At 64.8% G+C, this 26,856-nt stretch carries 23 protein-coding genes and 1 tRNA gene; 16 read left to right on the top strand and 8 right to left on the bottom strand.

The window, feature by feature from the left end; genetic code table 11:
- The first annotated feature begins 3 nt into the window (after nt 1-3).
- From gltB to J2X53_RS04955, 5 genes are all read left to right on the top strand, one after another.
- A complete protein-coding gene (gene gltB, locus J2X53_RS04975; protein WP_349036377.1) occupies nt 4-4,542 on the top strand; it encodes a glutamate synthase large subunit in 4,539 nt (1,512 codons plus the stop codon).
- A 96-nt stretch (nt 4,543-4,638) separates the two neighbouring features.
- A complete protein-coding gene (gene mtgA, locus J2X53_RS04970) occupies nt 4,639-5,376 on the top strand; it encodes a monofunctional biosynthetic peptidoglycan transglycosylase (RefSeq protein ID WP_349036376.1) in 738 nt (245 codons plus the stop codon).
- A gap of 170 nt (nt 5,377-5,546) precedes the next feature.
- Entirely contained in the window at nt 5,547-6,236 is a 690-nt protein-coding gene (gene rpe, locus J2X53_RS04965; RefSeq protein WP_349036375.1) for a ribulose-phosphate 3-epimerase, read from the top strand.
- Entirely contained in the window at nt 6,233-6,892 is a 660-nt protein-coding gene (gene gph / locus J2X53_RS04960) for a phosphoglycolate phosphatase (protein ID WP_349036374.1), read from the top strand. Before rpe ends, gph begins: the two co-directional genes overlap by 4 nt.
- Before the next feature lie 85 nt (nt 6,893-6,977).
- Nucleotides 6,978-7,643: a glutathione S-transferase family protein gene (locus J2X53_RS04955; protein WP_349036373.1), complete on the top strand. Its 666-nt coding sequence runs from the start codon at nt 6,978-6,980 to the stop codon at nt 7,641-7,643.
- Nucleotides 7,644-7,736: 93 nt separating this feature from the next.
- Here the strand turns inward: J2X53_RS04955 and dxs are convergent, their stop codons facing one another.
- Genes dxs through J2X53_RS04925 form a run of 6 tightly spaced genes read right to left on the bottom strand, consistent with a single transcriptional unit; the run spans nt 7,737 to nt 12,872 of the window.
- Nucleotides 7,737-9,650 carry a 1-deoxy-D-xylulose-5-phosphate synthase gene (dxs, locus tag J2X53_RS04950; protein ID WP_349036372.1) on the bottom strand — a complete coding sequence of 638 codons (1,914 nt, stop codon included), beginning with the start codon at nt 9,648-9,650 and terminating at the stop codon, nt 7,737-7,739.
- Nucleotides 9,651-9,665: 15 nt separating this feature from the next.
- Nucleotides 9,666-10,496: a polyprenyl synthetase family protein gene (locus tag J2X53_RS04945; protein WP_349036842.1), complete on the bottom strand. Its 831-nt coding sequence runs from the start codon at nt 10,494-10,496 to the stop codon at nt 9,666-9,668.
- A 35-nt stretch (nt 10,497-10,531) separates the two neighbouring features.
- Nucleotides 10,532-10,783, bottom strand: coding sequence for an exodeoxyribonuclease VII small subunit (locus tag J2X53_RS04940; RefSeq protein WP_349036371.1), 252 nt, complete (start codon nt 10,781-10,783; stop codon nt 10,532-10,534).
- The gene (locus tag J2X53_RS04935) at nt 10,780-11,697 is read right to left on the bottom strand and encodes a histone deacetylase family protein (protein WP_349036370.1); all 918 of its coding nucleotides are present in this window, start codon (nt 11,695-11,697) and stop codon (nt 10,780-10,782) included. The genes J2X53_RS04940 and J2X53_RS04935 overlap by 4 nt, the downstream gene beginning before the upstream one ends.
- A 27-nt stretch (nt 11,698-11,724) precedes the next feature.
- On the bottom strand, nt 11,725-11,994 hold the full coding sequence (locus tag J2X53_RS04930) for a hypothetical protein (RefSeq protein ID WP_349036369.1): 270 nt from the start codon (nt 11,992-11,994) through the stop codon (nt 11,725-11,727).
- Complete coding sequence (locus J2X53_RS04925) at nt 11,991-12,872, bottom strand: SPFH domain-containing protein (protein ID WP_349036368.1); 882 nt, start codon at nt 12,870-12,872, stop codon at nt 11,991-11,993. Before J2X53_RS04925 ends, J2X53_RS04930 begins: the two co-directional genes overlap by 4 nt.
- A gap of 267 nt (nt 12,873-13,139) precedes the next feature.
- On the opposite strand from J2X53_RS04925, the gene J2X53_RS04920 reads away from it, so the two are divergent.
- Both J2X53_RS04920 and J2X53_RS04915 read left to right on the top strand, forming a co-directional pair.
- A complete protein-coding gene (locus J2X53_RS04920) occupies nt 13,140-14,441 on the top strand; it encodes a D-amino acid dehydrogenase (protein ID WP_349036367.1) in 1,302 nt (433 codons plus the stop codon).
- A 115-nt stretch (nt 14,442-14,556) separates the two neighbouring features.
- Entirely contained in the window at nt 14,557-15,819 is a 1,263-nt protein-coding gene (locus J2X53_RS04915; RefSeq protein ID WP_349036366.1) for a DNA polymerase IV, read from the top strand.
- A 30-nt stretch (nt 15,820-15,849) separates the two neighbouring features.
- On the opposite strand, the gene J2X53_RS04910 is transcribed toward J2X53_RS04915, so the two are convergent.
- On the bottom strand, nt 15,850-16,710 hold the full coding sequence (locus J2X53_RS04910) for an N-formylglutamate amidohydrolase (RefSeq protein ID WP_349036365.1): 861 nt from the start codon (nt 16,708-16,710) through the stop codon (nt 15,850-15,852).
- 186 nt (nt 16,711-16,896) lie between these two features.
- On the opposite strand from J2X53_RS04910, the gene J2X53_RS04905 reads away from it, so the two are divergent.
- The 3 genes from J2X53_RS04905 (at nt 16,897) to J2X53_RS04895 (ending at nt 17,687) form a co-directional block, all read left to right on the top strand.
- A tRNA-Val gene (locus J2X53_RS04905) sits at nt 16,897-16,971 on the top strand.
- Nucleotides 16,972-17,045: 74 nt separating this feature from the next.
- A complete protein-coding gene (gene ykgO / locus J2X53_RS04900; protein WP_023666132.1) occupies nt 17,046-17,171 on the top strand; it encodes a type B 50S ribosomal protein L36 in 126 nt (41 codons plus the stop codon).
- A gap of 87 nt (nt 17,172-17,258) precedes the next feature.
- Nucleotides 17,259-17,687 (top strand): hypothetical protein, encoded by a 429-nt coding sequence (locus tag J2X53_RS04895; protein WP_349036364.1) that lies wholly within the window; start codon nt 17,259-17,261, stop codon nt 17,685-17,687.
- Here the strand turns inward: J2X53_RS04895 and J2X53_RS04890 are convergent.
- Nucleotides 17,667-21,734: a WG repeat-containing protein gene (locus tag J2X53_RS04890; RefSeq protein ID WP_349036363.1), complete on the bottom strand. Its 4,068-nt coding sequence runs from the start codon at nt 21,732-21,734 to the stop codon at nt 17,667-17,669. The genes J2X53_RS04895 and J2X53_RS04890 overlap by 21 nt on opposite strands.
- Before the next feature lie 91 nt (nt 21,735-21,825).
- On the opposite strand from J2X53_RS04890, the gene J2X53_RS04885 reads away from it, so the two are divergent.
- The 6 genes from J2X53_RS04885 (at nt 21,826) to J2X53_RS04860 (ending at nt 26,692) form a co-directional block, all read left to right on the top strand.
- Complete coding sequence (locus tag J2X53_RS04885) at nt 21,826-22,455, top strand: FMN-binding negative transcriptional regulator (RefSeq protein WP_349036362.1); 630 nt, start codon at nt 21,826-21,828, stop codon at nt 22,453-22,455.
- Nucleotides 22,456-22,547: 92 nt separating this feature from the next.
- On the top strand, nt 22,548-22,844 hold the full coding sequence (locus tag J2X53_RS04880) for a hypothetical protein (RefSeq protein ID WP_349036361.1): 297 nt from the start codon (nt 22,548-22,550) through the stop codon (nt 22,842-22,844).
- Entirely contained in the window at nt 22,841-23,446 is a 606-nt protein-coding gene (locus J2X53_RS04875; protein WP_349036360.1) for a glutathione S-transferase, read from the top strand. The genes J2X53_RS04880 and J2X53_RS04875 overlap by 4 nt, the downstream gene beginning before the upstream one ends.
- A 467-nt stretch (nt 23,447-23,913) precedes the next feature.
- Nucleotides 23,914-24,477, top strand: coding sequence for a ubiquinol-cytochrome c reductase iron-sulfur subunit (petA, locus tag J2X53_RS04870; protein WP_349036359.1), 564 nt, complete (start codon nt 23,914-23,916; stop codon nt 24,475-24,477).
- Between the two features lie 11 nt (nt 24,478-24,488).
- Nucleotides 24,489-25,826, top strand: a complete 1,338-nt coding sequence (petB, locus tag J2X53_RS04865; RefSeq protein ID WP_349036358.1) for a cytochrome b — start codon at nt 24,489-24,491, stop codon at nt 25,824-25,826.
- Between the two features lie 17 nt (nt 25,827-25,843).
- Nucleotides 25,844-26,692, top strand: a complete 849-nt coding sequence (locus J2X53_RS04860; RefSeq protein WP_349036357.1) for a cytochrome c1 — start codon at nt 25,844-25,846, stop codon at nt 26,690-26,692.
- The last annotated feature ends 164 nt before the right edge of the window (nt 26,693-26,856 follow it).

Below are 26,856 nucleotides of genomic sequence, written 5' to 3'. Positions count from 1 at the left end.
GCCATGACGATCTATGATGATGCCTGGGTAAAGTCTGAGGAAGCCAAGCGCGCCTGGATGGATGCCAACAGCCTGTACAAATCCGATGACGAGCATTCGTCCTGCGGTGTGGGGCTGGTGGTGGCGATTTCCGGCAAGCCGAGCCGCAAGGTGGTGCAATCGGGCATCGACGCGCTGAAGGCGATCTGGCACCGCGGCGCGGTGGATGCCGATGGCAAGACCGGCGATGGTGCGGGCATCCATGTGCAGATCCCGGTCAAGTTCTTTTATGACGTGATCCGCCGCACCGGGCACGAGCCGGACATCCACAAGCTGGTCGCCGTGGGGCAGGTGTTTCTGCCGCGCACCGATTTTGGCGCGCAGGAGCGGTGCCGTACCATTGTTGAAGCCGAAGTGCTGCGGATGGGGCATTATATCTATGGCTGGCGGCATGTGCCGGTGGACACCACGGTTCTGGGCGAAAAGGCCAATGCGACCCGGCCCGAGATCGAGCAGATCCTGATCCGCTGTGAAAAGGATATTGATCAGGAACAGTTCGAGCGCGAGCTGTACATCATCCGCCGCCGCATCGAAAAGGCGGCGGTCGCGGCCCAGATTCAGGGGCTGTATCTGTGCAGCCTGTCGTGCCGCAGCATCATCTACAAAGGCATGATGCTGGCTGAACAGGTCGCCACCTTCTACCCCGACCTGATGGATGAGCGGTTCGAGTCTGCGTTTGCGATCTATCACCAGCGCTATTCGACCAACACCTTCCCGCAGTGGTGGCTGGCGCAGCCGTTCCGCATGCTGGCCCATAACGGCGAGATCAACACGTTGAAGGGCAACGTCAACTGGATGAAATCGCACGAGATCCGGATGGCGTCGAACAATTTTGGCGACGCTGCCGAGGATATCAAGCCGATCATCCCGTCGGGCACCTCCGACTCCGGCGCGCTGGATGCGGTGTTCGAGGTGATGGTGCGCTCGGGCCGGTCGGCCCCGATGGCAAAGACCATGTTGGTGCCAGAGGCGTGGTCGAAGACCACGACCGATATGCCAAAAGCCTGGGCCGATATGTATGCCTATTGCAACGCCGTGATGGAGCCGTGGGACGGCCCGGCGGCGCTTGCGATGACCGATGGCCGCTGGGTCTGCGGCGGCCTTGACCGCAACGGTCTGCGCCCGATGCGCTATGTGGTGACGGGCGATGGGCTGCTGATTGCCGGGTCCGAAGCCGGGATGGTGCCGGTGGATGAGACGACCATCCGCGAAAAGGGCGCGCTGGGGCCGGGTCAGATGATTGCCGTCGATATGAAGGACGGCAAGCTGTACCACGACGCGGCGATGAAGGACAAACTGGCCGCCTCTAACCCCTATGGCGACTGGATCGAAAAGGTCGTCGATCTGAACAGCCTGCTGCGCGAAGTGCCCGAACGGGCGCAGTTTGACGGGGCCGATCTGCGCAAACGCCAGATCGCGGCTGGCTTTACGGTCGAAGAGCTGGAGCAGGTTCTGGCGCCGATGGCCGAAGACGGCAAAGAAATGATCGCCAGCATGGGCGATGACACCCCGGCTGCCGTGCTGTCGAGCGTGTATCGCCCGCTGTCGCATTTCTTCCGCCAGAACTTTTCTCAGGTCACCAACCCGCCGATTGACAGCTTGCGCGAAAGCCGGGTGATGAGCCTGAAAACCCGTTTCGGCAACCTCAAGAACGTGCTGGATGAAAACTCCAGCCAGACCGAGATTCTGGTGCTGGAAAGCCCGTTCATTGCCAATTCTGAATTCGACGTGATGTGCAGGCATTTCGGCGAACATGTCGCCTATATCGACTGCACATTCCCGGTCACCTCGGGGCTTGATGATCTGCGGCAGGGGCTGGAGCGGATCCGGGCCGAGGCCGAAGATGCGGTCCGGTCGGGGGCCAGCCATCTGGTGCTGACCGATGAGCATCAGGGGCCGGAAAAGGTGCCGATGCCGATGATCCTTGCGACCAGCGCTGTTCACAGCTGGCTGACGCGCAAGGGGCTGCGCACCTTCTGTTCGGTCAACGTGCGGTCGGCCGAGTGCATCGACCCGCATTATTTTGCGGTGCTGATCGGCTGTGGGGCGACCACGGTCAACGCTTACCTCGCGCAGGATTCGATTGCTGACCGGATCAGCCGGGGGTTGATTGACGGCAGCCTGACCGACGCGATGCGGCGGTATCGCGATGCGATCAACGGCGGGCTCTTGAAGATCATGTCGAAGATGGGGATCTCGGTGATCTCCAGCTATCGTGGCGGTCTGAACTTTGAGGCGGTGGGCTTGAGCCGCGCCATGGTGGCCGAGTATTTCCCCGGCATGCACAGCCGCATTTCCGGCATCGGCCTGACCGGCATCGAGCAGAAGCTGGAAGAGGTGCATGCCAAAGGCTGGCTGGGCGGTGCCGATGTGCTGCCGATTGGCGGGTTCTACAAGGCGCGGCGCTCGGGCGAGAAACACGCGTGGGAAGCGCAGACGATGCACATGCTGCAAGCGGCCTGCGACCGCGCCAGCTATGACATCTGGAAGCAATACACCGCCGCGATGCGGGCCAATCCGCCGATCCACATCCGTGACCTTTTGGATATCAAGCCCTTGGGCAAGCCGGTGCCGATTGAAGAGGTCGAATCGATCACCTCGATCCGCAAGCGGTTCGTGACGCCGGGCATGAGCCTTGGGGCTTTGGGGCCAGAGGCGCACAAGACGCTGAACGTCGCCATGAACCGGATCGGGGCCAAGTCGGACTCGGGCGAGGGTGGCGAAGATCCGGCGCATTTTCTGCCCGAAGCCAATGGCGACAACCCGTCGGCCAAAATCAAACAGGTGGCATCGGGGCGCTTTGGCGTCACGGCGGAATATCTGAACGCCTGCGAAGAGCTGGAAATCAAGGTGGCGCAGGGGGCCAAGCCGGGTGAAGGCGGGCAGCTGCCGGGGATGAAAGTCACCGAGCTGATCGCGCGGCTGCGGCACTCGACGAAGGGGGTGACGCTGATTTCACCGCCGCCGCACCATGACATCTACTCGATCGAAGATCTGGCGCAGCTGATTTATGACCTGAAACAGATCAACCCGCGCGCCAAGGTGACGGTGAAGCTGGTGTCGTCCTCCGGCGTCGGCACCATCGCTGCCGGTGTGGCCAAGGCCAAGGCCGATATCATCCTGATCTCGGGGCACAACGGCGGCACCGGGGCGTCGCCCGGCACCTCGATCAAATACGCGGGCCTGCCATGGGAAATGGGCCTGACCGAGGCGCATCAGGTGTTGTCGATGAACAACCTGCGCGACCGGGTCACGCTGCGCACCGATGGCGGGTTGCGGACGGGCCGCGATGTGGTGATGGCGGCGATGATGGGGGCCGAGGAATTCGGCATCGGCACCGCCGCGCTGATTGCCATGGGCTGCATCATGGTGCGTCAGTGCCAGTCCAACACCTGCCCGGTGGGGGTCTGCACCCAGAACGAAGAGCTGCGCAAAAAGTTTACCGGCACGGCGGACAAGGTGGTGAACCTGATCACCTTCTACGCGCAAGAGGTGCGGGAACTCCTGGCAGGGATCGGCGCGCGGTCACTGGATGAGATCATCGGCCGGGCTGATCTGCTCACGCAGGTGTCGCGGGGTGCAGCGCATCTGGATGATCTGGACCTGAACCCGTTGCTGATCACCGTCGATGGCGCGAACCGGATCACCTATGACCGCAGCAAGCCGCGCAATGCGGTGCCCGATACTTTGGATGCCGAAATCATCCGCGATGGGGCGCGCTTCTTTGAAGAAGGCGAAAAGATGCAGCTGTCGTATGCGGTCAGGAACACGCACCGCACCATCGGCACGCGGGCATCGAGCCATATCGTGCGCAAGTTCGGCATGCGCAACACCCTGCAAGCCGATCATCTGACGGTCAAGCTGAGCGGCAATGCCGGGCAGTCGCTGGGGGCCTTTGCGGCGCGCGGGCTGAAGCTGGAGGTGATGGGCGACGCCAACGACTATGTGGGCAAGGGCCTGTCGGGAGGTACCATCGTGGTTCGGCCGATGATGTCTTCGCCGCTGGATGCGTCGGAGAACACCATCATCGGCAACACCGTGCTCTATGGCGCGACCGATGGCTATCTTTACGCAAGCGGTCGCGCGGGAGAGCGGTTTGCCGTGCGCAACTCGGGTGCGAAAGTGGTGGTCGAGGGGTGTGGCTCGAACGGGTGTGAATACATGACCGGCGGTGTCGCGGTGATCCTTGGCCGGATCGGGGCCAACTTTGGCGCCGGGATGACCGGGGGCATGGCCTATCTTTATGATCCGGATGGTCTGGCCGAAGACTTCATGAACCTCGAATCGCTGGTCACCTGCGCGGTCAGCCACCCGCATTGGGAGGCGCAGCTGCGCGGGTTGATCGAGGCCCATGCACGCGAAACCGGCAGCCGCAAGGCCGCGTCCATCCTGTCGAACTGGGAGGCAGAGCGCGCCAATTTCCTGCAGGTCTGCCCGCAGGAAATGCTGATCCACCTGCCGCACCCGCTGAGTGACGAAGCGGTGAAGGTTCCGGCGGAGTAAGCGCCAGACACAAGACCCCAAAGGGCCCCCACGCGGGGCCCTTTGCTTTGCGGCGTCACATCTTGACCCCGCCAGCGGCATGGGGCCTAAGAGGGTATGGCGACGACACCAAAGAAACCCCGAAAGGGCAAAGACCCGGCCCCGCTGCTGGCCGCCCCCGCGCGCTTTGCGCGGCGGCGTGTTCTGCGCTGGGCGGGGCGGGTTGTACTGGGGGTGGCGGGGCTGTTTGCGGTGCTGGTGCTGCTGTTTTCTTTCCTTAACCCGCCAGTCAATATCTATCAGTTGCAGGAATCCGCCCGGCTTGGCGCGGTGCAGCGCGACTGGGTGGCGTGGGAGAATATTGCGCCGGTAATGGGCCGCTCTGCCGTGGCCGCCGAGGATGCGAATTTCTGCCTGCACTGGGGATTCGACATGAACGCCATCCGCGCGGCGGTGGCGCAGGGCGGCAATCGCGGGGCCTCGACCATCAGTCAGCAGGTGGTGAAGAACGTCTTTCTCTGGCACGGCCGGTCCTGGCTGCGCAAAGCGATGGAGGGAATGCTGACCCCGGCGGTGGAGCTGATCTGGTCCAAGCAACGGATACTGGAGGTCTACCTCAACGTGGCCGAATTTGACGAAGGCGTGTTCGGGGTGCAGGCGGCGGCGCGACATTATTTCAACGTCAACGCCCGCGATCTGAGCCCGCTGCAAGCCGCCCGGCTGGCGGCGATCCTGCCCGATCCGAAGGGGCGCTCTGCGTCAAACCCGTCGAATTTCGTGCGCAACCGGACGCGGTCGATCATCTCGGGGGCGGAAACCATCGGCGCGGATGGCCGCGACAGTTGTTTCCGCTAGCCGCGCCGCGGGACAGGGCGGGCATCACACAGGACGGACGGTCTGCCACGCCAGCCCGCACATTTTGGCCCGGATGACCCGGTGGGGCCATTGACGCGGACCGGCTTTTCACGATTGAAGGGGCCGGGACCGGCGCACATTGGGGCAGGCCGGCGCACAAGGGGAACGCCATGACCTTTAACCGCAGCATCAAGATCGCGCCGTCGATCCTGTCGGCAGATTTCGCCAATTTCGGGCTGGAATGCGAGGCGATTGAGGCGCAGGGCTGTGACTGGGTGCATGTCGATGTGATGGACGGCCATTTCGTGCCCAACATCACCTTTGGCCCCGCCACCTGCGCCGCCATCCGCCCGCATATCAAGGGGGTGATGGATGTTCACCTGATGATTGCCCCGGTAGACCCCTATATTGACGCCTTTGCCCAAGCCGGAGCCGATGTGATCACCGCGCATCTGGAGGCCGGGCCGCATATTCACCGCACGCTGCAGGCCATTCGCGGGGCAGGGGCCAAGGCGGGGCTGGCGATCAATCCGGGCACCGGGATCGAGAATGTGGCCTATCTGCTGGATATGGTCGATCTGATCTGTGTGATGACGGTGAACCCCGGCTTTGGCGGGCAGAAGTTCATTCAGTCGCAGGTCGAAAAGGTGCGGGCCTTGCGCGCGATGCTCGGCGACCGGCCGGTGCATATCGAGATTGATGGCGGGGTAACGGTGGAGACCGCGCCGCTGGTCGCAGCCGCCGGGGCCGATGTGCTGGTGGCCGGGTCGGCGGTGTTTCGCGGCGGATCGGTCAGCAACCCGGCGCCCTATGGCGAGAACATCCGCGCGATCCGGGCGGCGGCCGAAGGTGCGCTGTGAGACCCATCAATCTGGTCTTTGATCTTGACGGCACGCTGGTCGATTCCGCCCCCGACATTCATGCCGCTGTGGTGCGGATGCTGGCGGATGAGGGGCAGGCGGCGCTGGATCTGGCGCTGGTAACATCCTTTGTCGGCAATGGCTTGCCGAAGCTGGTGGAGCGGGTGATCGGGCATGTGGGGCTGGACATGGCGCAGCATCCGCGCCTGACCAGGGCCACGCTGGACCACTACAATGCCGCCTCGAGCGATCTGACCCGGCCCTATCCGGGGGTCGTGGCGGTGCTGAGCGCCTTGCAACTGGCTGGGCATCCGATGGCGGTCTGTACCAATAAGCCAGTGGCTCCGGCGCGGGACATCTTGCGCGCTCTGGGGATTGAGCGGTTTTTCAGCGTGGTGGTCGGCGGCGACAGCCTGCCCGTCCTCAAGCCCGACCCGGCCCCGTTGCACGCCTGTATCGCCGCGCTGGGCGGCGGAGCCACGCTCTATGTCGGCGACAGCGAGGTGGATGCCGCGACGGCGGTGGCGGCGCGGGTGCCGTTTGCGCTGTTCACCCAAGGGTATCGCAAGACCCCGGTGGCAGATTTGCCGCATGATGTGGCGTTTTCCACATTTGATGCCTTGCCCGCATTGGTGGCACAGATGCGCCCAGTCTGACCGGCCTGCCCGGCCAGACGCGGTTGCGCATTGATCCGCCGCGCCATGGCCTGTATCAGTCGCACAGTCCTTACACGGGTGTTGCATGATCCGCCTCTATCATTTTCCGCTGTCTCCCTTTTGCCGCAAAGTGCGCCTGACGCTGGCGGAAAAGAAGCTGGAGGTGGAGCTGGTCGAAGAGCGGTATTGGGAACCCAGCCCCGATTTCCTGCGCCGCAACCCGGCGGGCAAGGTGCCGATCCTGAAGATGGAGCAGAAGACCCTGAGCGAGAGCCAGGCGATCTGCGAATATCTGGACGAGACCTTTCCCACCCCGGCGCTGATGCCGCGCGACCCCGAGATGCGCTATGAGGTGCGCCGGATCTGCGCCTGGTTCGACGACAAGTTCCACGCGGATGTCACGTCAAAGCTGCTCTATGAGCGGGTGAACAAGAAGGTGATGAAGCTGGGCTACCCGGATTCAAAGAATGTGAAATTCGGGGCCGGCCGGATCAAGTTTCATCTGGATTACATGGCGTGGATTCTGGACCAGCGCCGCTGGCTGGCGGGCGATACCATGACACTGGCCGATTTCACCGCCGCGGCGCATCTGTCGTGTCTGGATTACATCAGCGATGTGGACTGGAACCGCTCGGCCACGGTGAAAGACTGGTATGCCAAGATAAAATCACGGCCCAGCTTCCGCACGCTGCTGGCCGATCAGGTGCCGGGCTTTCCGCCACCGGCGCATTACGCCGATCTGGATTTCTGAGGCACGATTTTTCTGCGAAAAATCGGGGATGAACCGGTCAGCGCCGCTTTGCGGGTCTGCCCGGGTCAGATGAGTATTTTTGCCAAGATGAAATCAGGCGCGTTTGCTCAGCGCGGCGATGCCCAACGTGTGCAGCACCTTTGCCTCGATCTGAGCGGCATCCATGCCGGCGGCGCGGTACATCGCCTCGGGTGAGGCGTGGTCGATGAAGGTGTCGGGCAGGACCATGGAGCGGTATTTCAGGCCGGTGTCGAAGATGCCTTCTTCGGCCAGAAGCTGCGCTACATGGCTGCCAAAGCCGCCGATGGCCCCCTCTTCGATGGTGATCAGCGCCTCGTGGTTGCGGGCGAGGTTCAGGATCATGTCGCGGTCGAGCGGTTTGGCAAAGCGGGCATCGACGATGGTGGGTGACAGCCCCTTTTGTGCAAGGCTTTCGGCGGCTTTCAGGGTTTCTGCCAGCCGGGTGCCGAAGGAGAGGAGCGCGACGCGGTTGCCGGAGGTGATCAGCCGGGAGGTGCCGATTTCCAGCGGCGTGCCACGGAGCGGGAGTTCGATGCCGACACCATCACCGCGCGGGAAGCGGAAGGCGATGGGACCATCGTCATGGGCTGCGGCGGTGGCGACCATATGCACCAGCTCCGCCTCGTCACTTGCGGCCATCACCACCATGCCGGGCAGGTTGGCGAGGAAGGCCACGTCGAAGCTGCCGGCATGGGTGGCACCATCGGCCCCGACCAGACCGGCGCGGTCGATGGCAAAGCGGACGGGCAGGCGCTGGATGGCGACATCATGCACCACCTGATCATAGCCGCGTTGCAGAAAGGTGGAGTAGATCGCGCAGAACGGTTTCATGCCGCCCGCCGCCAGACCGGCGGAAAAGGTGACGGCGTGTTGCTCGGCGATGCCCACGTCAAAGCAGCGGCGCGGGAAGCGGTCGGCGAACAGGTTGAGGCCGGTGCCGTCCGGCATGGCGGCGGTGACGGCGACGATCTTGTCGTCACGCTCGGCCTGCGCGATCAGGGATTGCGCGAACACCTTGGTGTAGCTGGGCGCGTTTGACGCCGCTTTGGCCTGCACGCCGGTCAGCACATCGAATTTAGCGGTGGCGTGGCCCTTGTCGCGCGCGGCCTCGGCCGGGGCGTAGCCTTTGCCTTTCTTGGTCAGCACATGCAGCAGGATCGGGCCGGTGGCCCGCGCCCGCGCCGTGCGCAGGATCGGCAGCAGCTGATCCAGGTCGTGGCCGTCAATCGGGCCGATGTAGGAAAACCCCAGCTCTTCGAACAGGGTGCCGCCCAGTGCCATGCCCTTGAGCATTTCCTTGGCCCGGCGCGCGCCTTCCTGAAACGGTTGCGGCAGCAGGCCGAGTGCGCCCTTGGCGGCGGCTTTCAGGTCTTGCAGCGGAGCCTCGGCATAGAGGCGGCTGAGGTAGCTCGACAGCGCACCCACCGGCGGGGCAATCGACATCTCGTTGTCGTTGAGCACCACGAACAGCCGCTTTTTCAGATGGCCTGCGTTGTTCATCGCCTCGAACGCCATGCCGGCGCTCATGCTGCCATCGCCGATCACCGCGACCGCATCGCCGGGATCGCCGCCCAGATCGGCGGCCATGGCAAAGCCGAGCGCGGCAGAGATCGAGGTCGAGGAATGCGCGGCACCAAACGGATCATAGGGGCTTTCCGACCGTTTGGTGAAGCCTGACAGCCCGCCTTCGGTGCGCAGGGTGCGGATGCGGTCGCGCCGTCCGGTCAAAATCTTGTGCGGATAGCACTGATGGCCGACATCCCAGATGATCTTGTCGCGCGGGGTGTCGAACACGGCATGCAAGGCCACGGTCAGTTCCACCACGCCCAGACCCGCGCCCAAGTGGCCGCCGGTGACCGAGACCGCAGAAATCGTCTCGGCGCGCAGCTCATCGGCCAGCTGGCGCAGCTCACGGTCGGACAGCGCCTTCATGTCCGAAGGCAGGGTCACACGGTCAAGCAGCGGGGTCTTTGGTCGGTCGGTCATATCCTGCCTTTGGCCTCAGCTGTCGCGCGCTATCACGAACCGCGCGGCGTCTATCAGGGTTTGAGCCTTGTCACCATAGGGGGCAAGGTGAGCTGTCGCCTCTGCGACCAGAGCGCGCGCCCGGTGGCGCGCGCCTTCCAGCCCCAGCAGCGAGACAAAGGTGGCTTTGCCTGCATCGGCATCCTTGTGCAGGCGCTTGCCCGCCTGCGCCTCATCGCCGGTTTCGTCCAGAATGTCGTCGGCGATCTGAAAGGCCAGACCCAGCGCGGTGGCATAGGCCCGCAACGGGGCGGGGTCGGCCCCGGCGATCACCGCGCCCGCTTCGGCCGACCAGCGGATCAGCGCGCCGGTCTTGCCCGCCTGCAACCGGGTGATCTGGTCGAGGGTCAGCGGGGTGCTGGCGGACTCAGCCGCGATGTCCAGCGCCTGACCCAGCACCATGCCCTCGGCCCCGGAAGCAGCGGCCAGCCCGCGCACCAAGGCGATGCGGGTGTCGCCTGACCCCAGCACGGGATCACACAACAGCTCAAACGACAGCGTTTGCAGTGCGTCACCGGCCAGCACCGCCGTCGCCTCATCCCATTTCACATGCACCGTGGGCTGGCCCCGGCGCAGATCATCGTCATCCATCGCAGGCAGGTCGTCATGCACAAGGCTATAGGCGTGCAGACATTCCACCGCTGCCGCAGCGCTGATCGCCCGCTCGGGCGGCAGGCCGAACAGCGCTGCGGTTTCCAGCACCAGAAACCCGCGCAGCCGTTTTCCACCACCGACCGCGTAGCGAATGGCATGGATCACCGGCTCGTCGGCGTGACCGACCAAGGCCAGATCCAGCCGCGCCCCGATCAGCCCGCCCGCGCGGGCCAGAGCGGCGGGAAAGCTCACATCCCCTCCACCGGCGTCGTGCCGATGGCACTGCCTTCGGCGGCGCGGATCAGCTCCACCTTTTCTTCGGCATCTTTCAGCTTGGCCTCGCAATGCGCCTTGAGTGCTGCACCACGTTCATACAACGCGATCGAGGCTTCGAGGGCCACGTCGCCGCGTTCCAGCTGGCCGACCACCTGTTCCAATGCGGCCATGGCCTCTTCAAAGCTCATCCCGGAGACGGGTTTCTCGGCGGGTGTGTCGGTCATGCGGCTTGCCTTCCCAGTTCTGTCACATGCGCGGCCACGCTTGCGGCCAACGCCTCCAGATCATAACCGCCCTCCAGCGACGATACCACCCGGCCTGCGCAGCATTCATCGGCAAGCTCACAGATCGCGCGCGTCAGCCGGGCAAAATCTGCTGTGGTCCAGGTCAGCCCGGCCAAAGGGTCATCGCGATGCGCGTCAAATCCGGCGCTGATCATGATCAGCTCCGGCTGCCAGCGGCGCAGATCGTCCAGCACCGGCTGCCAGGCCGCCCACATCTGCGCGCCGCCCGATCCCCCGGCCAGCGGCAGATTGGTGATCTGGCCGTGTGCCCCACGCTCATCGCGGTGGCCAGACCCCGGATAGAGCGGCATCTGGTGGCTGGAGACAAAGCGCACTCGCGCCTCATCCCACAACAGATCCTGCGTGCCATTGCCGTGATGCACGTCGAAATCCAGCACCGCCACCCGGCTCAGGCCATGCACCTCCAGCGCCCGCATCGCACCGATGGCCACCGTGCCGAACAGGCAAAACCCCATCGCGGTGTCCCGCTCGGCATGATGCCCCGGCGGGCGCGCCGCGACAAAGGCGCGCCCGCCATCGGTCATCACATGATCGACCGCCTGACAGATGCCGCCGACGCCGCGCATCGCGGCATCAAAAGACCCCGGCGACAGGAACGTGTCGCCATCGACCTGCGCCCAACCCTCGTCAGGGACTGCGGCGCGCAGGCGATCCACATAGCGCTGCGGGTGGCAGCGCAGCACATCGGCCACATCGCCCATCGCGGCCGCGCCGCGCGTCATGGGCAAGCCGCGCAATCCCCGCTCCACTGCCTCCAGCCGCGCCACCTGCTCCGGGTGCCCGGGCGGGGTGACATGCGACAGGCAATCGTCATGCGTCAGAACCAGAACCATGCGCGCCCCCCTACGTTCCGGCGTGCCTCAATCATTGATATCGCGGTCCCACAGCCGGACCTGCCCCTTGCGCACCCCCAGAACCCGGCGCAGCACCACCCACGCCACCAGCGAAGCGACCGCAAACACCAGCAGCAGCACCGCCAGACTGCCACCCAGAATCCCGAGGCCCAGCCCGGCGCCGACCACAACCGCCCCGATCGCAAAGCCGACAAAGATATAGCCCGGGGCCAGTACCTCCAGCACGCCAAGCGCAAAGCCGCCGACGATCCAGACCCACCAGACCGACCACATCATGAGCGCCCTTTCAGCATCTTGAACGCATCGGCAAAGGCATCCAGCGCCTGCGCCGGCACCAGAATCGTCTGCTTGCCCGGCCCCTGCGCCACCCGTGACAGCGCCTCCACCTGCGCCAGCGCCAGCTGATACTGCGCCGCCTCCAGCCCCGATTCCTTGATCGCCACCGCGATGGCCGATGTGGCATAGGCCTCGGCGTCCGCCGTCACCCGCTTGCCCTTGGCCTGCTGTTCGGCGGCATACAGATCGGCATCGGCCGCCAGCTCGACCGAGCGTTTCTTGCCCTCGGCCTCCATCACCTGCGCGCGGCGGGCGCGTTCGGCGTTCAGTTGCTGCAACATCGCGGCGCGGGTCTGCTCATCCAGATTGACATCAAGAATCTCGGCCCGCGTCACCTCTACCCCCCAGTCATCGACCATGGCCGTCACCTGCTCGCGCACGCGCTCGATCAGCTGGGCCCGGTTCGACTGCACCTGATCCAGCTCGATCTTGCCGATCTCAGACCGCACGATCCCGGCCACCGTGGTGGCAATCGCACCATCGACATCGCGGATGCGGTACACCGTCTTTTCCGGCTCGGTGATGCGGTAAAACACGCTGGTTTCGACCTTGACCAGCACGTTGTCGGCGGTGATGGCATCCTGACTTGCGGTCGGCAACTGCCGCTCCAGAATGGAAATCTTGTGTGCCACCCGGTCAAGAAACGGCACCACCAGGTTGATCCCCGGCCCGAGAACCGAGCGCAACCGGCCAAAGCGTTCGACCACATGCTTTTCCGACTGCGGCACGATCCGCACGCCCAGAAAGATGCACAGGATGATAAAGACGGCAACGGCCAGAAACACCGCATTGCCGCCCAGAAACTGGTTGAAATCCATTGTGGAAAGCCTCGCTCAAATCATTTCCGGGGCAAGGATGGCGGCTTCTCTGGTCAGAGGCAAGGGCGGGGATAATCTTGCGCCATGATGGCGGTGGGCCGTCTATTCTTCGCGCAGTTATTGATCAGGGGAGATAATCTTGCACAGATAGGCAGGCAGCCAGAGTTTTCTTCTAAATTAAGCCTGAACCACAGCCATCTTTGCCAGAAAATCCCCCCGCATCCGAGGCATGCTGTGCCAAATGCTCCTCCTGCGAAAGGTTCACCCATGAAAATCGTCATCCTCGGCTCTGGCGTCATTGGCGTGACCTCGGCCTGGTATCTGGCACAAGCGGGCCATGAGGTGACGGTGATCGACCGCCAGCCCGCCGCCGCGCTGGAAACCAGCTTTGCCAATGCGGGCGAAATCAGCCCCGGCTATTCCGCGCCATGGGCGGCCCCCGGCATCCCGATGAAAGCGCTCAAGTGGATGTTCATGGAACATGCGCCGCTGATCGTGAACCCAAAGCCCGACATGCAGAAAATCCGCTGGATGCTGCAGATGCTGGGCAACTGCACCTCTGCCGCCTATGCGGTCAACAAGGGCCGGATGGTCCGCCTCGCCGAATACTCCCGCGATTGCCTGACCGACCTGCGCGCGCAGACCGGCATCAGCTTTGATGAGCGTCAGCAAGGTACGCTGCAACTGTTCCGCACCCAAAAGCAGGTCGATGCGGCGGGCAAGGATATCGACGTGCTGCGGCAGGGCGGCGTGCCGTTTGAGGTATTGGATGTGGCCGGCTGCCTTGCAATCGAGCCCGGCCTTGCCGATGCGGCGGGCAAGATTGCCGGTGGCCTGCGCCTGCCCAAGGATGAAACCGGCGACTGCTTCAAATTCACCCAAGGCCTCGCTGCCCGCGCCGCTGCGGCCGGTGTCACCTTCCGCCATGGCGTCAGCATCACCGGCCTGAACCGCACCGGCGACCGGATCACCAGCGTCACCACCTCCGAGGGCGACATCACCGCCGACTCTTTCGTGCTCGCGCTTGGCTCCTATTCGCCGAAACTGGTGACCGATCTTGGCATCCGCCTGCCGGTTTACCCGGTCAAAGGCTATTCGATCACCGTCCCGGTCACCGACGCCAGCCGCGCGCCGGTGTCCACCGTGATGGACGAGACCCACAAGATCGCCATCACCCGGCTGGGCGACCGCATCCGGGTTGGCGGCATGGCCGAAATCGCAGGCTTTGATCTGTCGCTGTCCGACAAACGCAAGCGCACGCTGCAACACTCGGTCGAAGACCTGTTCGGCGGCGCAGGCGACCAGTCGCAGGCGACGTTCTGGGCCGGATTGCGCCCGATGACCCCCGATGGCACCCCGATCGTCGGCCGCTCGCCGGTGGCCAACCTGTTCCTCAACACCGGCCACGGGACGCTGGGCTGGACGATGGCCGCCGGATCGGGCCGGTTGCTGGCCGATATCGTCTCGGACCGCGCGACCGAGATCGAAAGCCGCGACCTTGGCTATGACCGCTACCAAAAGCCCGCCAAAGCCGCCCGACCCGCCCTGTACCCCGCTACGGCGCGCTGACCCTTTGCCATTCATCTTGGCAAAAATACTCCCGCCGGAGGCGTCCCACGGATGACCCCGGCGTTCCCGTTTCTCCCCTGTGCGCCGCGCCCGCAACCGGCTATGATCCGCCATCATGCCCGCCCTGTGCCGCGATTGCCTGACCACCTTTGACACGGCCCCGCCTCGGGGCCGCTGTCCGGCCTGTCGCAGCCCGCGCCTGCTGTCGCACCCTGACCTGTTTACCCTGTCCATCGCCCATATGGATTGCGACGCTTTCTACGCTTCGGTGGAAAAGCGCGACGATCCCAGCCTCGCCGACAAACCGCTGATCGTCGGCGGCGGCACGCGCGGCGTGGTCTCAACCTGCTGCTACATCGCCCGCATCCACGGGGTGCGCTCGGCGATGCCGATGTTTCAGGCGCTGAAACTCTGCCCCGAGGCGGTGGTCGTCAAACCCCGCATCGCCCGCTATGTCGAGGTCAGCCGCCAGATCCGCGCCATGATGGAGGATCTGACCCCCGCCATCGAACCATTGTCGCTGGACGAGGCATTTCTTGACCTGACCGGCACCGCCCGCCTGCACGGCGCGCCGCCCGCCGTTCTTCTCGCCCGCCTGACCAGGCGGATGGAGGATGAGCTGGGCGTCACCGGCTCTGTCGGTCTGGCGCATAACAAGTTTTTGGCGAAAATTGCGTCCGATCTCGACAAGCCGCGCGGCTTTTCCGTGATCGGTCCGGCCGAGACCGAATCCTTCCTGCGCCCGAAGCCTGTGCGCATCATCTGGGGGGTTGGCACCGCGATGCAGGCATCGCTGGAGCAGGCCGGTATCCGCACCATTGCCGACCTGTTGCGCTGGGACCGCGCCGATCTGAGCGCGCGCTTTGGCCAGATGGGCGACCGGCTCTGGCATCTGGCGCGCGGGCAGGACAGCCGCCGCGTCAGCCCCGATGAAAAGCTGAAGTCGATTTCCAAGGAAACCACGTTTTCCGAGGATACCTCTGACCCTGATCTGCTGGATGGCCATCTGTGGCGCCTGTCCGAACAGGTGTCTGACCGGGCCAAGGCCAAGACGATGGCGGGGCGCACGGTCACCCTGAAACTGAAAAAGGGTGACTTCCAGACCGTGACCCGCCGCCACGCGCTGTCAGACCCGACCCAGATCGCGGACCGTATCTACCGCACCGCGCGCGAGCTGTTTGACCATTCCGGCATCAAGGGCCCGTTCCGGCTGATCGGTGTCGGCATCTCTGACCTCGCGCCAGAGGATCAGGCCGACCGCTCCGGCGATCTGCTCGACCCCGACGCCGGCAAACGCGCGAAGGCCGAGCGCGCAGCCGATGCGATTCGCGCCCGCTTTGGCAAAGAGGCGATTATAAAGGGTCGCGCTTTGCGCTAGGCATAAAGGGCCGCGCCCTGCGCTGACCCGCTATTCCGCTGCCAGCGGCATCCGGGTGCGGCCGATCCGGGTGATCTCTGCGACCACGCCGGCGATCACCGCCCGGAACGCCTCGAAATCGGCCGAGGGTTCGATTCGCGCTTCATCCATGTACAGCGCGCGGTCAATTTCGACCTGCACCACATGAAATCCGCGCGACGGGCGGCCATAGGTCTGGGCGATATAGGCCCCGGCAAACGGCGTATTGCGCGACACCCGCAACCCGGCGCGCCGGAACGCCGATTCGACCTGATCCATCACATCCCGCGCCGCTGCCGCGCCAAACCGGTCGCCCAGCACCACCTCGGGCCGGGCAAAACCGGGGCGGGAATGTGATTCGATGGCCTCATGCGGCATTGAATGGCAATCAATCAGCACGGACTGGCCAAATTGCGTATGGCTGTCTTCGGTCAACTGGCGCAGCGCCGCGTGATAGGGCTGCCAATGGCTGCGAATCCGGGCCTCGGCCTCTGCCAGCGGCATTTTTCCGCGATAAATCGCGCGCCCGCCTGATACCACGCGGGGAATCACCCCAAGGCCAGAGGCGACGCGCGGATTGTGCGGGCTGCGGGCGACCCCTTCGACCACCGACGCATCCATCTCATCCGCTGCCCGGTTCAGGTCGATAAAGGCGCGCGGCGCGCAGGCGGCGATCAGGGGCGCGCCGCAATCGGTGGCGGTGCGGAACAGATCATCGACAAACGCATCCTCGGACGACCGGATCACATGCGCATCGAGCACCGATCCGGCAAGAAACGCAGGCGGATAGACCCGGCCACTGTGCGGCGACGAGAAAACCACCGGCGTTTCACGGTGTTTGGGCTGGTAAAGGGTAAAGGCTTTGCTTTGCACTGCTGTCTCCCGCTTGCCGATGTTATAGCGGGCTTTGCCGAAATGCCAAAAGCCTTGATTGCCTGCAACGCGTTGGTGGAAAGCCTCTTGCGGCCACAGACGCAACTGGCTATAGACCCCCGCACACCGACGCGGTTCTCCCCGCGTCCTTTTCTTTGGACCTTGGGGGAAATGCGGCTGTAGCGTGGGCGGTTAGCTCAGCGGTAGAGCACTACGTTGACATCGTAGTGGCCACTGGTTCGATCCCAGTACCGCCCACCATTCACCGCCCCCATCTTGGGGGTCATTGTTTTCAACTGGCGCGTGATGCGCCGCGACCAAGGAAAGAGACGACCATGAAAGTCGCCAACTCGCTCCGTTCGCTGAAGACGCGTCACCGTGATTGCCAGGTCGTGCGCCGCAAAGGCCGCGTCTATGTGATCAACAAGACGCAAAAACGCTACAAGGCCCGTCAGGGCTGAGTGCGCTTGCAGCGACACAAGATAAAAAGGCCGCCACGGGTAACCGGGCGGCCTTTTTCTTTGGCCGGAATGCGTTACCTCTGACGCATGGACACGGTCTCGCGCTCCCGCCTGTTTGCCACGCTGATCGCAGCGGCCACCCTCGGGCTGGCGATGACGCTGGCCAATGGCATACCGCCCGACACCTGGGCCTTTGTCCGCGCGTTGGGGCCGATGCTGTTTGGTGCGGCCCTGGCGCAATGGCTGCTGTTCCCGCTGTTCACCCGCGTTGCCGGGGGCCGGGGCCTTTTGCTGGATGTGTTGCTCTGGATCGCGCTCATGGGGCTTGCGGGGCTGCTTGCGGGCACCCTGATCATGCCCGGCGCGGGCACGATTCTGGGGCCGATGGTCACGCTGTCGCTGTCGCTGCCGCTGCAGTCGCCGCTGGCCGCGCTGGTCTATGTGATGGGTGCTGCCCTTGGCATCACCCTGATCCGCCGCGACAAATCCCGAGCGCTATTGCAGCCGCCCGAGTGAGGCGACCGGCACCCAGCCCAGTTCCGTGCCATCCTTGGCGACCCGCGCATAGCCGTCGCGTTCTTCGATCACGAACACGCCAAAGAACGCCCCCGGATCAATCGTGCGCAGCGCCGCTCCGCCGGGCGCGTTCAGCACCCCGGTGCCGCCCGCCACCACATGCGTCAGCGTGGTCGGGAACCGCTCGGGCGCGCCCGCCAGCACCGTCGTTGGCGCGCCCAGCGCAAAGTCTGACCCCTTGATCGACATCTGCGGCACCTGCCGGTAGCCAAAGGCGGTCTGCGAAAGCTCTGGCACCTTTTCGTCGATGAACGCGGCCAGTTCCGTCACTTCAATCGTGTCATTTCCATTGGCATCGCCCGATTGCAGCGCAGACAGCAGCGCGTAGGTCAGCACGCCATGGCCCTGATACCCCTCGAGCGCCGGGGCGTCATCGGTCGAGGCCGACAGAATCGTCCGCCCCGTCGCCCGCGTCAGCCGCTCCACCGCTGCCGATTGCGACAGCGCCGCCTCAAGCCCGCGCGTCGTGGTGGCCGAGCCGCTCTCGCAGGTGTCATAGATCATCACCGATTTGCGCGCCCGGATCTGCGCCATCCACTCCTGCCAGCGGGCCTGCGCGATCCCGCCCCGGCGAATCGGGTCTTCGCCGGAAAAGCTGAAATCGGCGGGGATGAAGTGATATTCGCCCTCCACCGTCTTGCCATGCCCGGCAAGGAAGAACACGAACACATCCGACGGCTGCACCACCGCCGCCATCTGGGCAAAGGCGGCATCCAGCCCGGCATCGGTCACCTGACCATCCAGCAGCGTCACGACATTGACCGCTGAAAACAGCTCCGCCCCGGTTTTGGCCAGCGCCTCGCCCATCGCGCGGGCATCGGCGGCGGCATAGGTCAGCCGCAGCCGCCCGTCGGCATAGTCATTCACGCCCACCGCCAGCACATGCAGCGCGGGCACGCTTTGCGCGCCGCCGCCGTCCCACTCGATCACCACCGATTGCGGGGCCGAGGCGATCATCCCCGCCGCGTTATAGGCCAGCACCTCGATCACATTGCGCCCCGGTTCCAGCGCCAGCCGGGTGGTCGCCGTCGTATCGGCCGCACCGGGGCTGACATCGGCGGTCAGCCCGTTCACCCGCCATTCGACCCGGCCAATCCCGCCGCCCGCGTCGGTCAGCTCGACCGAGGCATCCACCACCTCGCCCGCCGCCCGCTGCCCCGGCAGCGGCAAGGTCAGCCGGAGCAGTGGCGCGGGGCCAGAGCCGAGCACCGCCGTCAGATCCAGCTCTGCCGCTGCCGCCGCGACCACACCCTCGGGGTCGCCCGCCAGCTTTGCCTGCACCAGATCGGGCCGGTACAGCGCCTGAAACACCTGACCGACCGAGAATGACCGCAGCCCGTCCGACACCGAGACCAGGTCTGCGCCCTTTTCCGACGCGGCAAAGAACCCTTCTGCCGTCAGCACCAGCCATTCGCCATCGGGGCTTGCCAGAAACGTCACCGCCAGCGCCCCGGTTGCCAGATCATACAGCCGGTTTTCCCCCACCGCCTCGGAGATCAGCGCGAACCGCCCAGCCGTCATCGGCAGCGCGGTCACATAGGCGCTCTGCCCCGGCAAAGCCTCCAGCCGCGCCTGCACCAGAGCGTCCACCTCTGGACGTTTGCCAAAGCCGTCAAGGATCGCGGTGTCATACAGGCCCGCGGCCCGGGACGGGTCCACCGGGGCCAGCGTGCCAAGCTCCAGCGCCGCCATGCTGGTGTCGTCAAAGCCATCCAGCACGCCCAGAATCGCGCCATCCGTGCCGACATAGGTGTCAAACCCCGCCGCAACCCCGGTTTCCACCCGCTGCGCCAGCCGTCCCACCGTCATGTCCCAATCCAGCACCCGGCCGCCGCCACTGACCGCATAGACAAAACCGGCATCCGGCAGCGCAATCGCGCCCGCCACCTGCTCCAGCGGTGCGCCATAGGTGGCAAAGCGCGCGCCGGTTTGCGGCACCACCTCGCGGATGTCGCCGCCCTCGCCGCCGACCAGTACCAGTCGCCCTTCGGGGGTAAAGCGCAGGCGGTCCACCCAGCCAAAGCCCTGCTGTAACACTTCGCTGCCCAGCGTTGTGCCCGTGGCCAGATCCATCACCGTCCATTGTGCGGTGTAATCCGCCTCATTCGCCCCGGCAAAAGCCACCTGCGCCCCATCTGGTGACAGATCCACCGTCAGCACATCGCGCAGGGTTTCAGGCAAGGCCACCGCCCGCGCGCCGTCGGGTGTGGTCAGGTACAACGTGTAGTGCTGCTGGAAAAAGCCATCCGGCTGCGGCTCCATCCGGTATGAGGTGCGCGCCAGCACGCCTTGCGCCGACAGCGCCATGTCCGGGCGCAACCCGGTCATGATGCCGCCATAGGCCGTCGCTTCGCCCGTCTGCCCCGGCACCGACAGCAGCAACTGCCCCGCCAGATCCACACGCTGCAGCCCGCCCGTCGCATCGCCCAGCCAGAGCGATTGCCCGTCTTCGGCGAAGCTCACCTTCTGCGCCTCAGCCCTGCGCGCCAGAACCGCATCGCCATCCGCCAGCGCCCAGACCCGCAGCATGCCGCCGCCCAGCGCCGCCAGATGCGCGCCATCTGGCGACAACGCCAGCGCGCCCACCGCGCCGTCAAACAGGCGGGCGCGGTGCAGCACCGCGCCGGTGACGGCATCGACCAACAGCACCTCGCCCAGAGTGTTGGTGGCGACCAGGACCGCAGCACCCGGCACCAGTACCGCCTGCAACACGCCGTCAAGCTTCAGCTTGCGGATCAGCTTGCGGCTGGTCCGGTCCCACAGCGCCACCTCGCCCGAGCCTTGCGTGCCGTCGCTGGCCAGCACCGTCAGCATCACCTTGCCATCGGGCGAGATCACCACATCATGCCGCGACTGGATGTCCTGTCCCGAATAGAAATGCGGAGTCGAGGGCACGATCTGGATCGGCGCTTCGCGCCCCGCCACCACCGCCCGCGCCGATGACAGCGGCAGATCAAACACCACATCCGGGTCGCTGGCCGCTGGCGCGATCACGCCCCAGCCGTCGCCGCTGCGCACGGCCATCACACCGCCGCCATGCCGCCAGAAATCCTGAAACTGCGGTGCAATCACCTGCGCCCCGCTGCGATCGATCATGCCCCGCGCCTCGCCGACCCGCACCCCCGCGATGCCATCGGCATGGCCAAAGGCCGCGTCAAACTGCGGCGCGATCACCATCTTGCCGCGCTGGTCGATATAGCCCCACTTGCCGCTTTCCACCTGCACCGGGGCCAGCCCTTCGGCAAAATCGCGGACGGCAAGGAATTGCGGCGCGATCGGGTCCAGATGGTAGCTCCCATGCACGTCAAAGCCCCAGAGCCCGCCGCGTTTCACCGCCGCCATGCCGGATGCCACCGCACGGGCATCTTCCAGCACCTCGGTGGTGTCGCTGACATAGGGCGTGGCGCAATACATCATTGCCACCCCCCCGGCGGGCAGTTTTGCCCGCAACATATCGCCCGCGGGCGGGCTCAGCCCTGCCACGTTGTCGAGCACGGTCACCTTCGGCTCCGCGCCGCGCCACTCCACCACTGGTACGCCGTTTGCCGTGCCGGTAAAGCACGCCCCGTCATTGCCGGTCAGCGTGTCAAAGGCCAAGGCCGTGCCCACCCTATGCCCGTCGCGGTCCAAGAGCTGCCACTGACCGCCTGACAGCACCGGGGTCAGCGCATTGGGTTTGCCGATGGCGTCATGGGCAAAGGGCACCACCACTTGCCCGGCGGCATCAACCACGCCCCAGCGCCCCTGCATCCGGGCTGCAAACCGGCCCCCGGCTTGCGCGCCCAAAGCCTCGAACTGCGGCGGCACGATCCAGCTGCCATCCCGGCCCGCCAGCCCCCACAGCCCGCCCTGTTGCAGCGGCACCGCGCCATCCTGCGCGGCCCCCGCATCCTCGAACCCCGGGTCCACCACCCAGCGAAAGCCGTCTTGCGCCAGCGCGGGCATCGCGCATAGGGTCAGAACCGACAGGGCCAACGGCAGACGCATGGGGAAACTCCGGTGCAGAGGGTCAGGCTGACGCCACCTTGCGCAACCCTTGCCCCTGCGGCAACTGAGATTTCTTGCTAAGGTTCAGGCCATGCATCCAAACCCCGCCTTCCGCACCACCGAGTATGCGGCCATCCTCGCTTTTGCCCGTGCGCAGGGCTTTGGCATGCTTACCCTCAACGGCCCCGATGGCCCGATTGCGGCGCATGTGCCCTTTGTGCTGTCAGAGGGTGGCGCTGCGCTGGATCTGCACCTTGCCCGGTCCAACCCCATCGCCCGTGCCGCCTTGCCTTTGTCCGCGCTGATGGCCGTGCAGGGGCCTGATGCCTATATCTCGCCCGACTGGTACGGCCCGCACAATCAGGTGCCCGATCAGGTGCCGACATGGAATTACATCGCCGTCCACCTGCGCGGCACCCTGCACCCGCTGCCGCCCGAGGCGCTGGAGCCGCATCTCGACGCGATCAGCGCCGAGCAAGAGGCGCGGCTGCTGCCCAAGGCGCCGTGGACCAGCACCAAGATGAGCGAAGGGGCCATGCCGCGGATGATGCGGATGATCCTGCCGTTCCGGCTGCAGATCACCGATCTGCAAGGCACGTGGAAGCTGAACCAGAACAAACCGCCCGAGGTGCGGGCGCGCGCCGCCGCCGCGCTGCGCCAAAGCGACGCCGCGCGCCTTGCCGATGAGATGGACCGTATTTCGCCGCCCGGCCCGACATAAGGGGGCCAAGTAGCCCTTGGGCCAAGAAACCCTTGGGATGGACAGCGGCCCGCCCCCCGCCTAGGATTCGGGGCAACTGACCGGAGGTGTCCATGCCGTTGCCCCTTGCCCCGCTGCTGCCCTTTGCGCTCCGCCTTGGCGCGGTCGCCGCTGTCGGCTATCTCGCCCAACGCCTGCTCCGTCGCCATGGCCATGTGGGCCGCACTGATCAGCGCGCCGAAGAGGCGCTGGATGATCTGGAAGAGGGTCTGGCCTCGCACCGCCCCCGCGATGCGGCAGGCCAACGCAACACTGCGTTCCGCCTGCGCCGCACCTTCCGTATGGGTGGCAAAAGCTATGAATTTGACGCGGGCGCCATTGCCCGCTTTCGTCTGCGGGAAATCGAATGAACCTCACCTTCTCCCCCACCTCGCCCTATGTCCGTAAGGTTCTGGTGCTGATCGCCGAAACCGGCCTGACCGGCATCGCTCTGACTCCCGCCTCCGGCACCCCGATCGCCCCGGATGCCGGGGTGGTAGAGCGCAATCCGCTGGGCAAGATCCCGGCGCTGGAGCGTGAGGACGGCCCCACGCTCTATGACAGCCGGGTGATCTGCCAGTATCTGGACGCGCTGGCCGGGGCAGGGCTGTACCCCGCCGCGCCCCGGTTGTGGGATACGCTGACGGTCGAAGCCACCGCCGACGGCATCCTCGATGCCGCGCTGCTGATGGTCTACGAGACCCGCATCCGCCCCGAGGACAAGCGTTTTGCGCCGTGGGTCGAGGGGCAGTGGTCCAAGATCGACCGCGCGCTGGATGTGCTGGAAACCCTCTGGGCCGACCACCTGAACGGGCCGCTGGACATGGGCCAGATCGCCACCGCCTGCGCCCTGGGCTATCTGGACTTCCGCCACGCCGCCCGTCAGTGGCGCCAGACCCGCCCGCATCTGGCCGCCTGGGAGGCTGGTTTTGCCGCCCGTCCGTCAATGCAGGCCACCCTGCCGCAGGGCTGACGCCCCTTCGCAAGGCGTTGACCCGGACGCCGGGGCCACCTCGGGGGGCATCGAGCCCCCGCTCGGCGGCGTTGCCACGACGGGCTGACCTGCCGGTGACAGGTGTTCGGCGCTGTGTGGCGGGGCGGTGGCTTTTGAGTATTTTTGCCAAGATGAAAGGGCAGGGCGCGCAGTTTGCCCATTCATCTTGGCAAAAATACTCATTCAACCGGGGTCATCCGGCGCTACGTCTTGTCGCAGGGACTTGATACCCGGCGGCCCTCATGCACCCTTTGTCGGGTGTATGCCGCGCCCTATCGGCCACAGGCAAGGAAATAACGGTTCAAACCGGGTCAGATGCGCCTTATTGTCCGCTGGACGCCGCGCCCTGGCTTGGCTAATAACCCGATCAGCAGGGTCGTGGGAAACCACCGCCCCGGAATCTTTATGGGTCGCTGTCAGGGCGGCCTTGAAAGGGAGAATATCTCGTGTCCCACGCAGAAGACCACGCAGGCACCCGCAGGGATTTCCTGTATTACGCAACCGCCGGGGCCGGGGCTGTTGCCACCGGGGCCGCGGTCTGGCCGCTTGTAAACCAGATGAACCCCTCGGCTGATGTTCAGGCCTTGTCGTCGATTTTCGTCGACATCTCTGGTGTCGAAGTCGGCACCCAGCTGACCGTCAAGTTTCTGGGCAAGCCGGTGTTCATCCGCCGCCGCACCGCAGCCGAGATCGAGGCCGCCCGCGCCACCACGCTGGACGAGCTGAGCATCGACAGAACGGCGCAGAACCCGAACAAGCCCGGCGCTGACGCGCTCGACCAGAACCGCACGCTGGATGACGCGGGCGAATGGCTGGTGATGATCGGCGTCTGCACCCATCTGGGCTGCGTGCCGATCGGCGATGGTGCGGGTGAGTTCGGCGGCTGGTTCTGCCCCTGCCACGGTTCGCATTACGACGAAGCCGGCCGCATCCGCAAAGGCCCCGCACCGCGCAACCTCGACATTCCGCTCGCGTCCTTTGAGGACGATGCCACGATCAAGCTCGGATAAGGACAAGAACCATGGCCGGAATTCCGCACGACCATTACGAGCCCAAGACTGGTGGAGAGAAGTGGCTGAACAAGCGCCTTCCCATCGTCGGTCTGCTCTATGACACGCTGATGCTGCCCACGCCCAAGAACCTGAACTGGATGTGGATCTGGGGCATCGTCCTGACCTTCTGCCTTGCCTTGCAGATCGTGACCGGCATCGTGCTGGTGATGCACTACACGCCGCATGTCGATCTGGCGTTTTCGTCGGTCGAACACATCATGCGCAACGTGAACGGCGGGCATATGCTGCGCTATCTGCACGCCAATGGCGCATCGCTGTTCTTTGTCGCCGTATACCTGCACATCTTCCGCGGCCTGTACTACGGCAGCTACAAGTCCCCGCGTGAGGTGACATGGATCATCGGCATGCTGATCTACCTTGCGATGATGGCCACCGCGTTCATGGGCTATGTTCTGCCCTGGGGCCAGATGTCGTTCTGGGGGGCCACCGTGATCACCGGCCTGTTCGGCGCGATTCCCGGCATCGGCGAGCCGATCCAGACCTGGCTGCTGGGCGGCCCTGCCGTCGACAATGCCACGCTGAACCGGTTCTTCTCGCTGCACTACCTGCTGCCGTTTGTGATTGCGGCGCTGGTCGCTGTTCACATCTGGGCCTTCCACACCACCGGCAACAATAACCCCACCGGGGTTGAGGTGCGCCGCGGGTCCAAGGAAGAGGCCGCGCGCGACACCGTGCCGTTCTGGCCCTATTTCGTGATGAAGGATCTGTTCGCTCTGGCGGTCATTCTGGTGGTGTTCTTTGCCATCGTCGGCTTCATGCCGAACTACCTGGGCCACCCTGACAATTATCTGGAAGCCAACCCGCTTTCGACGCCTGCGCATATCGTGCCGGAATGGTACTTCCTGCCATTCTACGCCATCCTGCGCGCCTTTACCGCCGATGTCTGGGTGGTGATTGCGGCGGAATGGATCACCTTTGGCATCGTTGACGCTAAGTTCTTTGGCGTGCTGGCCATGTTCGGTGCCATCGCAGTGATGGCTCTGGCCCCCTGGCTGGACACCTCGTCGGTGCGGTCGGGCCGCTACCGCCCGATGTTCAAATGGTGGTTTGCGCTGCTCTGCGTCGACTTCATGGTGCTGATGTGGGTCGGCGCAATGCCTGCTGAAGAGCCCTATGCCACAATCTCGCTGATCGCTTCGGCCTATTGGTTCGGTTATTTCCTGATCATCCTGCCGCTGCTGGGTGTGATCGAAAAGCCGCTGCCACAGCCTGCGACCATCGAAGAAGACTTCAACGCCCATTACTCCCCGACGACCGGCGGCACCAAAACCGTCGCGGCCGAGTGAGAAAGGAACTGACTGACATGATCAGGAACATCGCACTCACTGCCACCACCGCCCTTGCCGTTTCGGCAGGGGTGGCTCTGGCCGCCACGGGTCATTCGGAGATCACCGATCTCGCCTTTGCGCATGAAGGCCCCTTTGGCAAGTTTGATCAGAACCAGCTGCAACGCGGGCTTCAGGTTTATTCCGAGGTTTGTGCCGCCTGCCACGGGCTGAAGTTCGTGCCGATCCGCAGCCTGTCCGATCCGGGCGGCCCGGAGATGCCCGAAGATCAGATCCGCGCCTATGCGGCGCAGTTCACCGTGACCGACCGGGAAACCGGCGAAGACCGCGCCGGCGTGCCGACCGACCATTTCCCGATGTCGGGCATGGAAGGCGCACCGGATCTGTCCCTGATCACCAAGGCCCGCGCCGGGTTTCACGGTCCTTACGGCACCGGCATCAGCCAGTTCTTCAACGGCATCGGCGGGGCGGAATACACCTATTCCATCCTGACCCATTACGAGGAAGAGCCGGCCTGCGCGCCCGATGGTGTTGACGGGTTCTATTATAACTCTGCCTTCCCCAATGGCGGTGTGCCCGACAGCTGCAAGGATGAGCATGGCGTCTCGACCGTGCCGGGCAGCTGGATCGCCATGCCCAATCCGCTGGGCGATGACATGGTGACCTACGCCGATGGCACCCCGGCCACCGTGGCCAATATGGCCGAGGATGTGACCTCGTTCCTGGTCTGGGCGGCAGAGCCCAAGATGATGGCGCGCAAGGAAACCGGCTTCAAAGCCGTGATCTTCCTGATCGTGCTGTCAACCTTGCTCTACCTGACCAACAAGAAGATCTGGGCCAATGTCAAAGGCAAGAAGCTGGTCTGATCGCAGCCATTTCAAGGCATCAAAGGCCCCGCTTCGGCGGGGCTTTTTCGTAACCTGCGCATGGATCCGGCCCGTGCCTGATGACCTTGCCTTGCGCAGGTTGAAGCGGAGGGACGCCTCCGGCGGGAGTATTTGAAAAGCAGCAATGCAAAGAACGCCTTCGC

This window comes from Pseudotabrizicola sp. 4114 (genome assembly GCF_031457365.1).
GTDB lineage: Bacteria > Pseudomonadota > Alphaproteobacteria > Rhodobacterales > Rhodobacteraceae > Pseudotabrizicola.
Note: the sequence above shows the minus strand (reverse complement) of the source record. Positions and strands in the feature narration are given on the sequence as shown.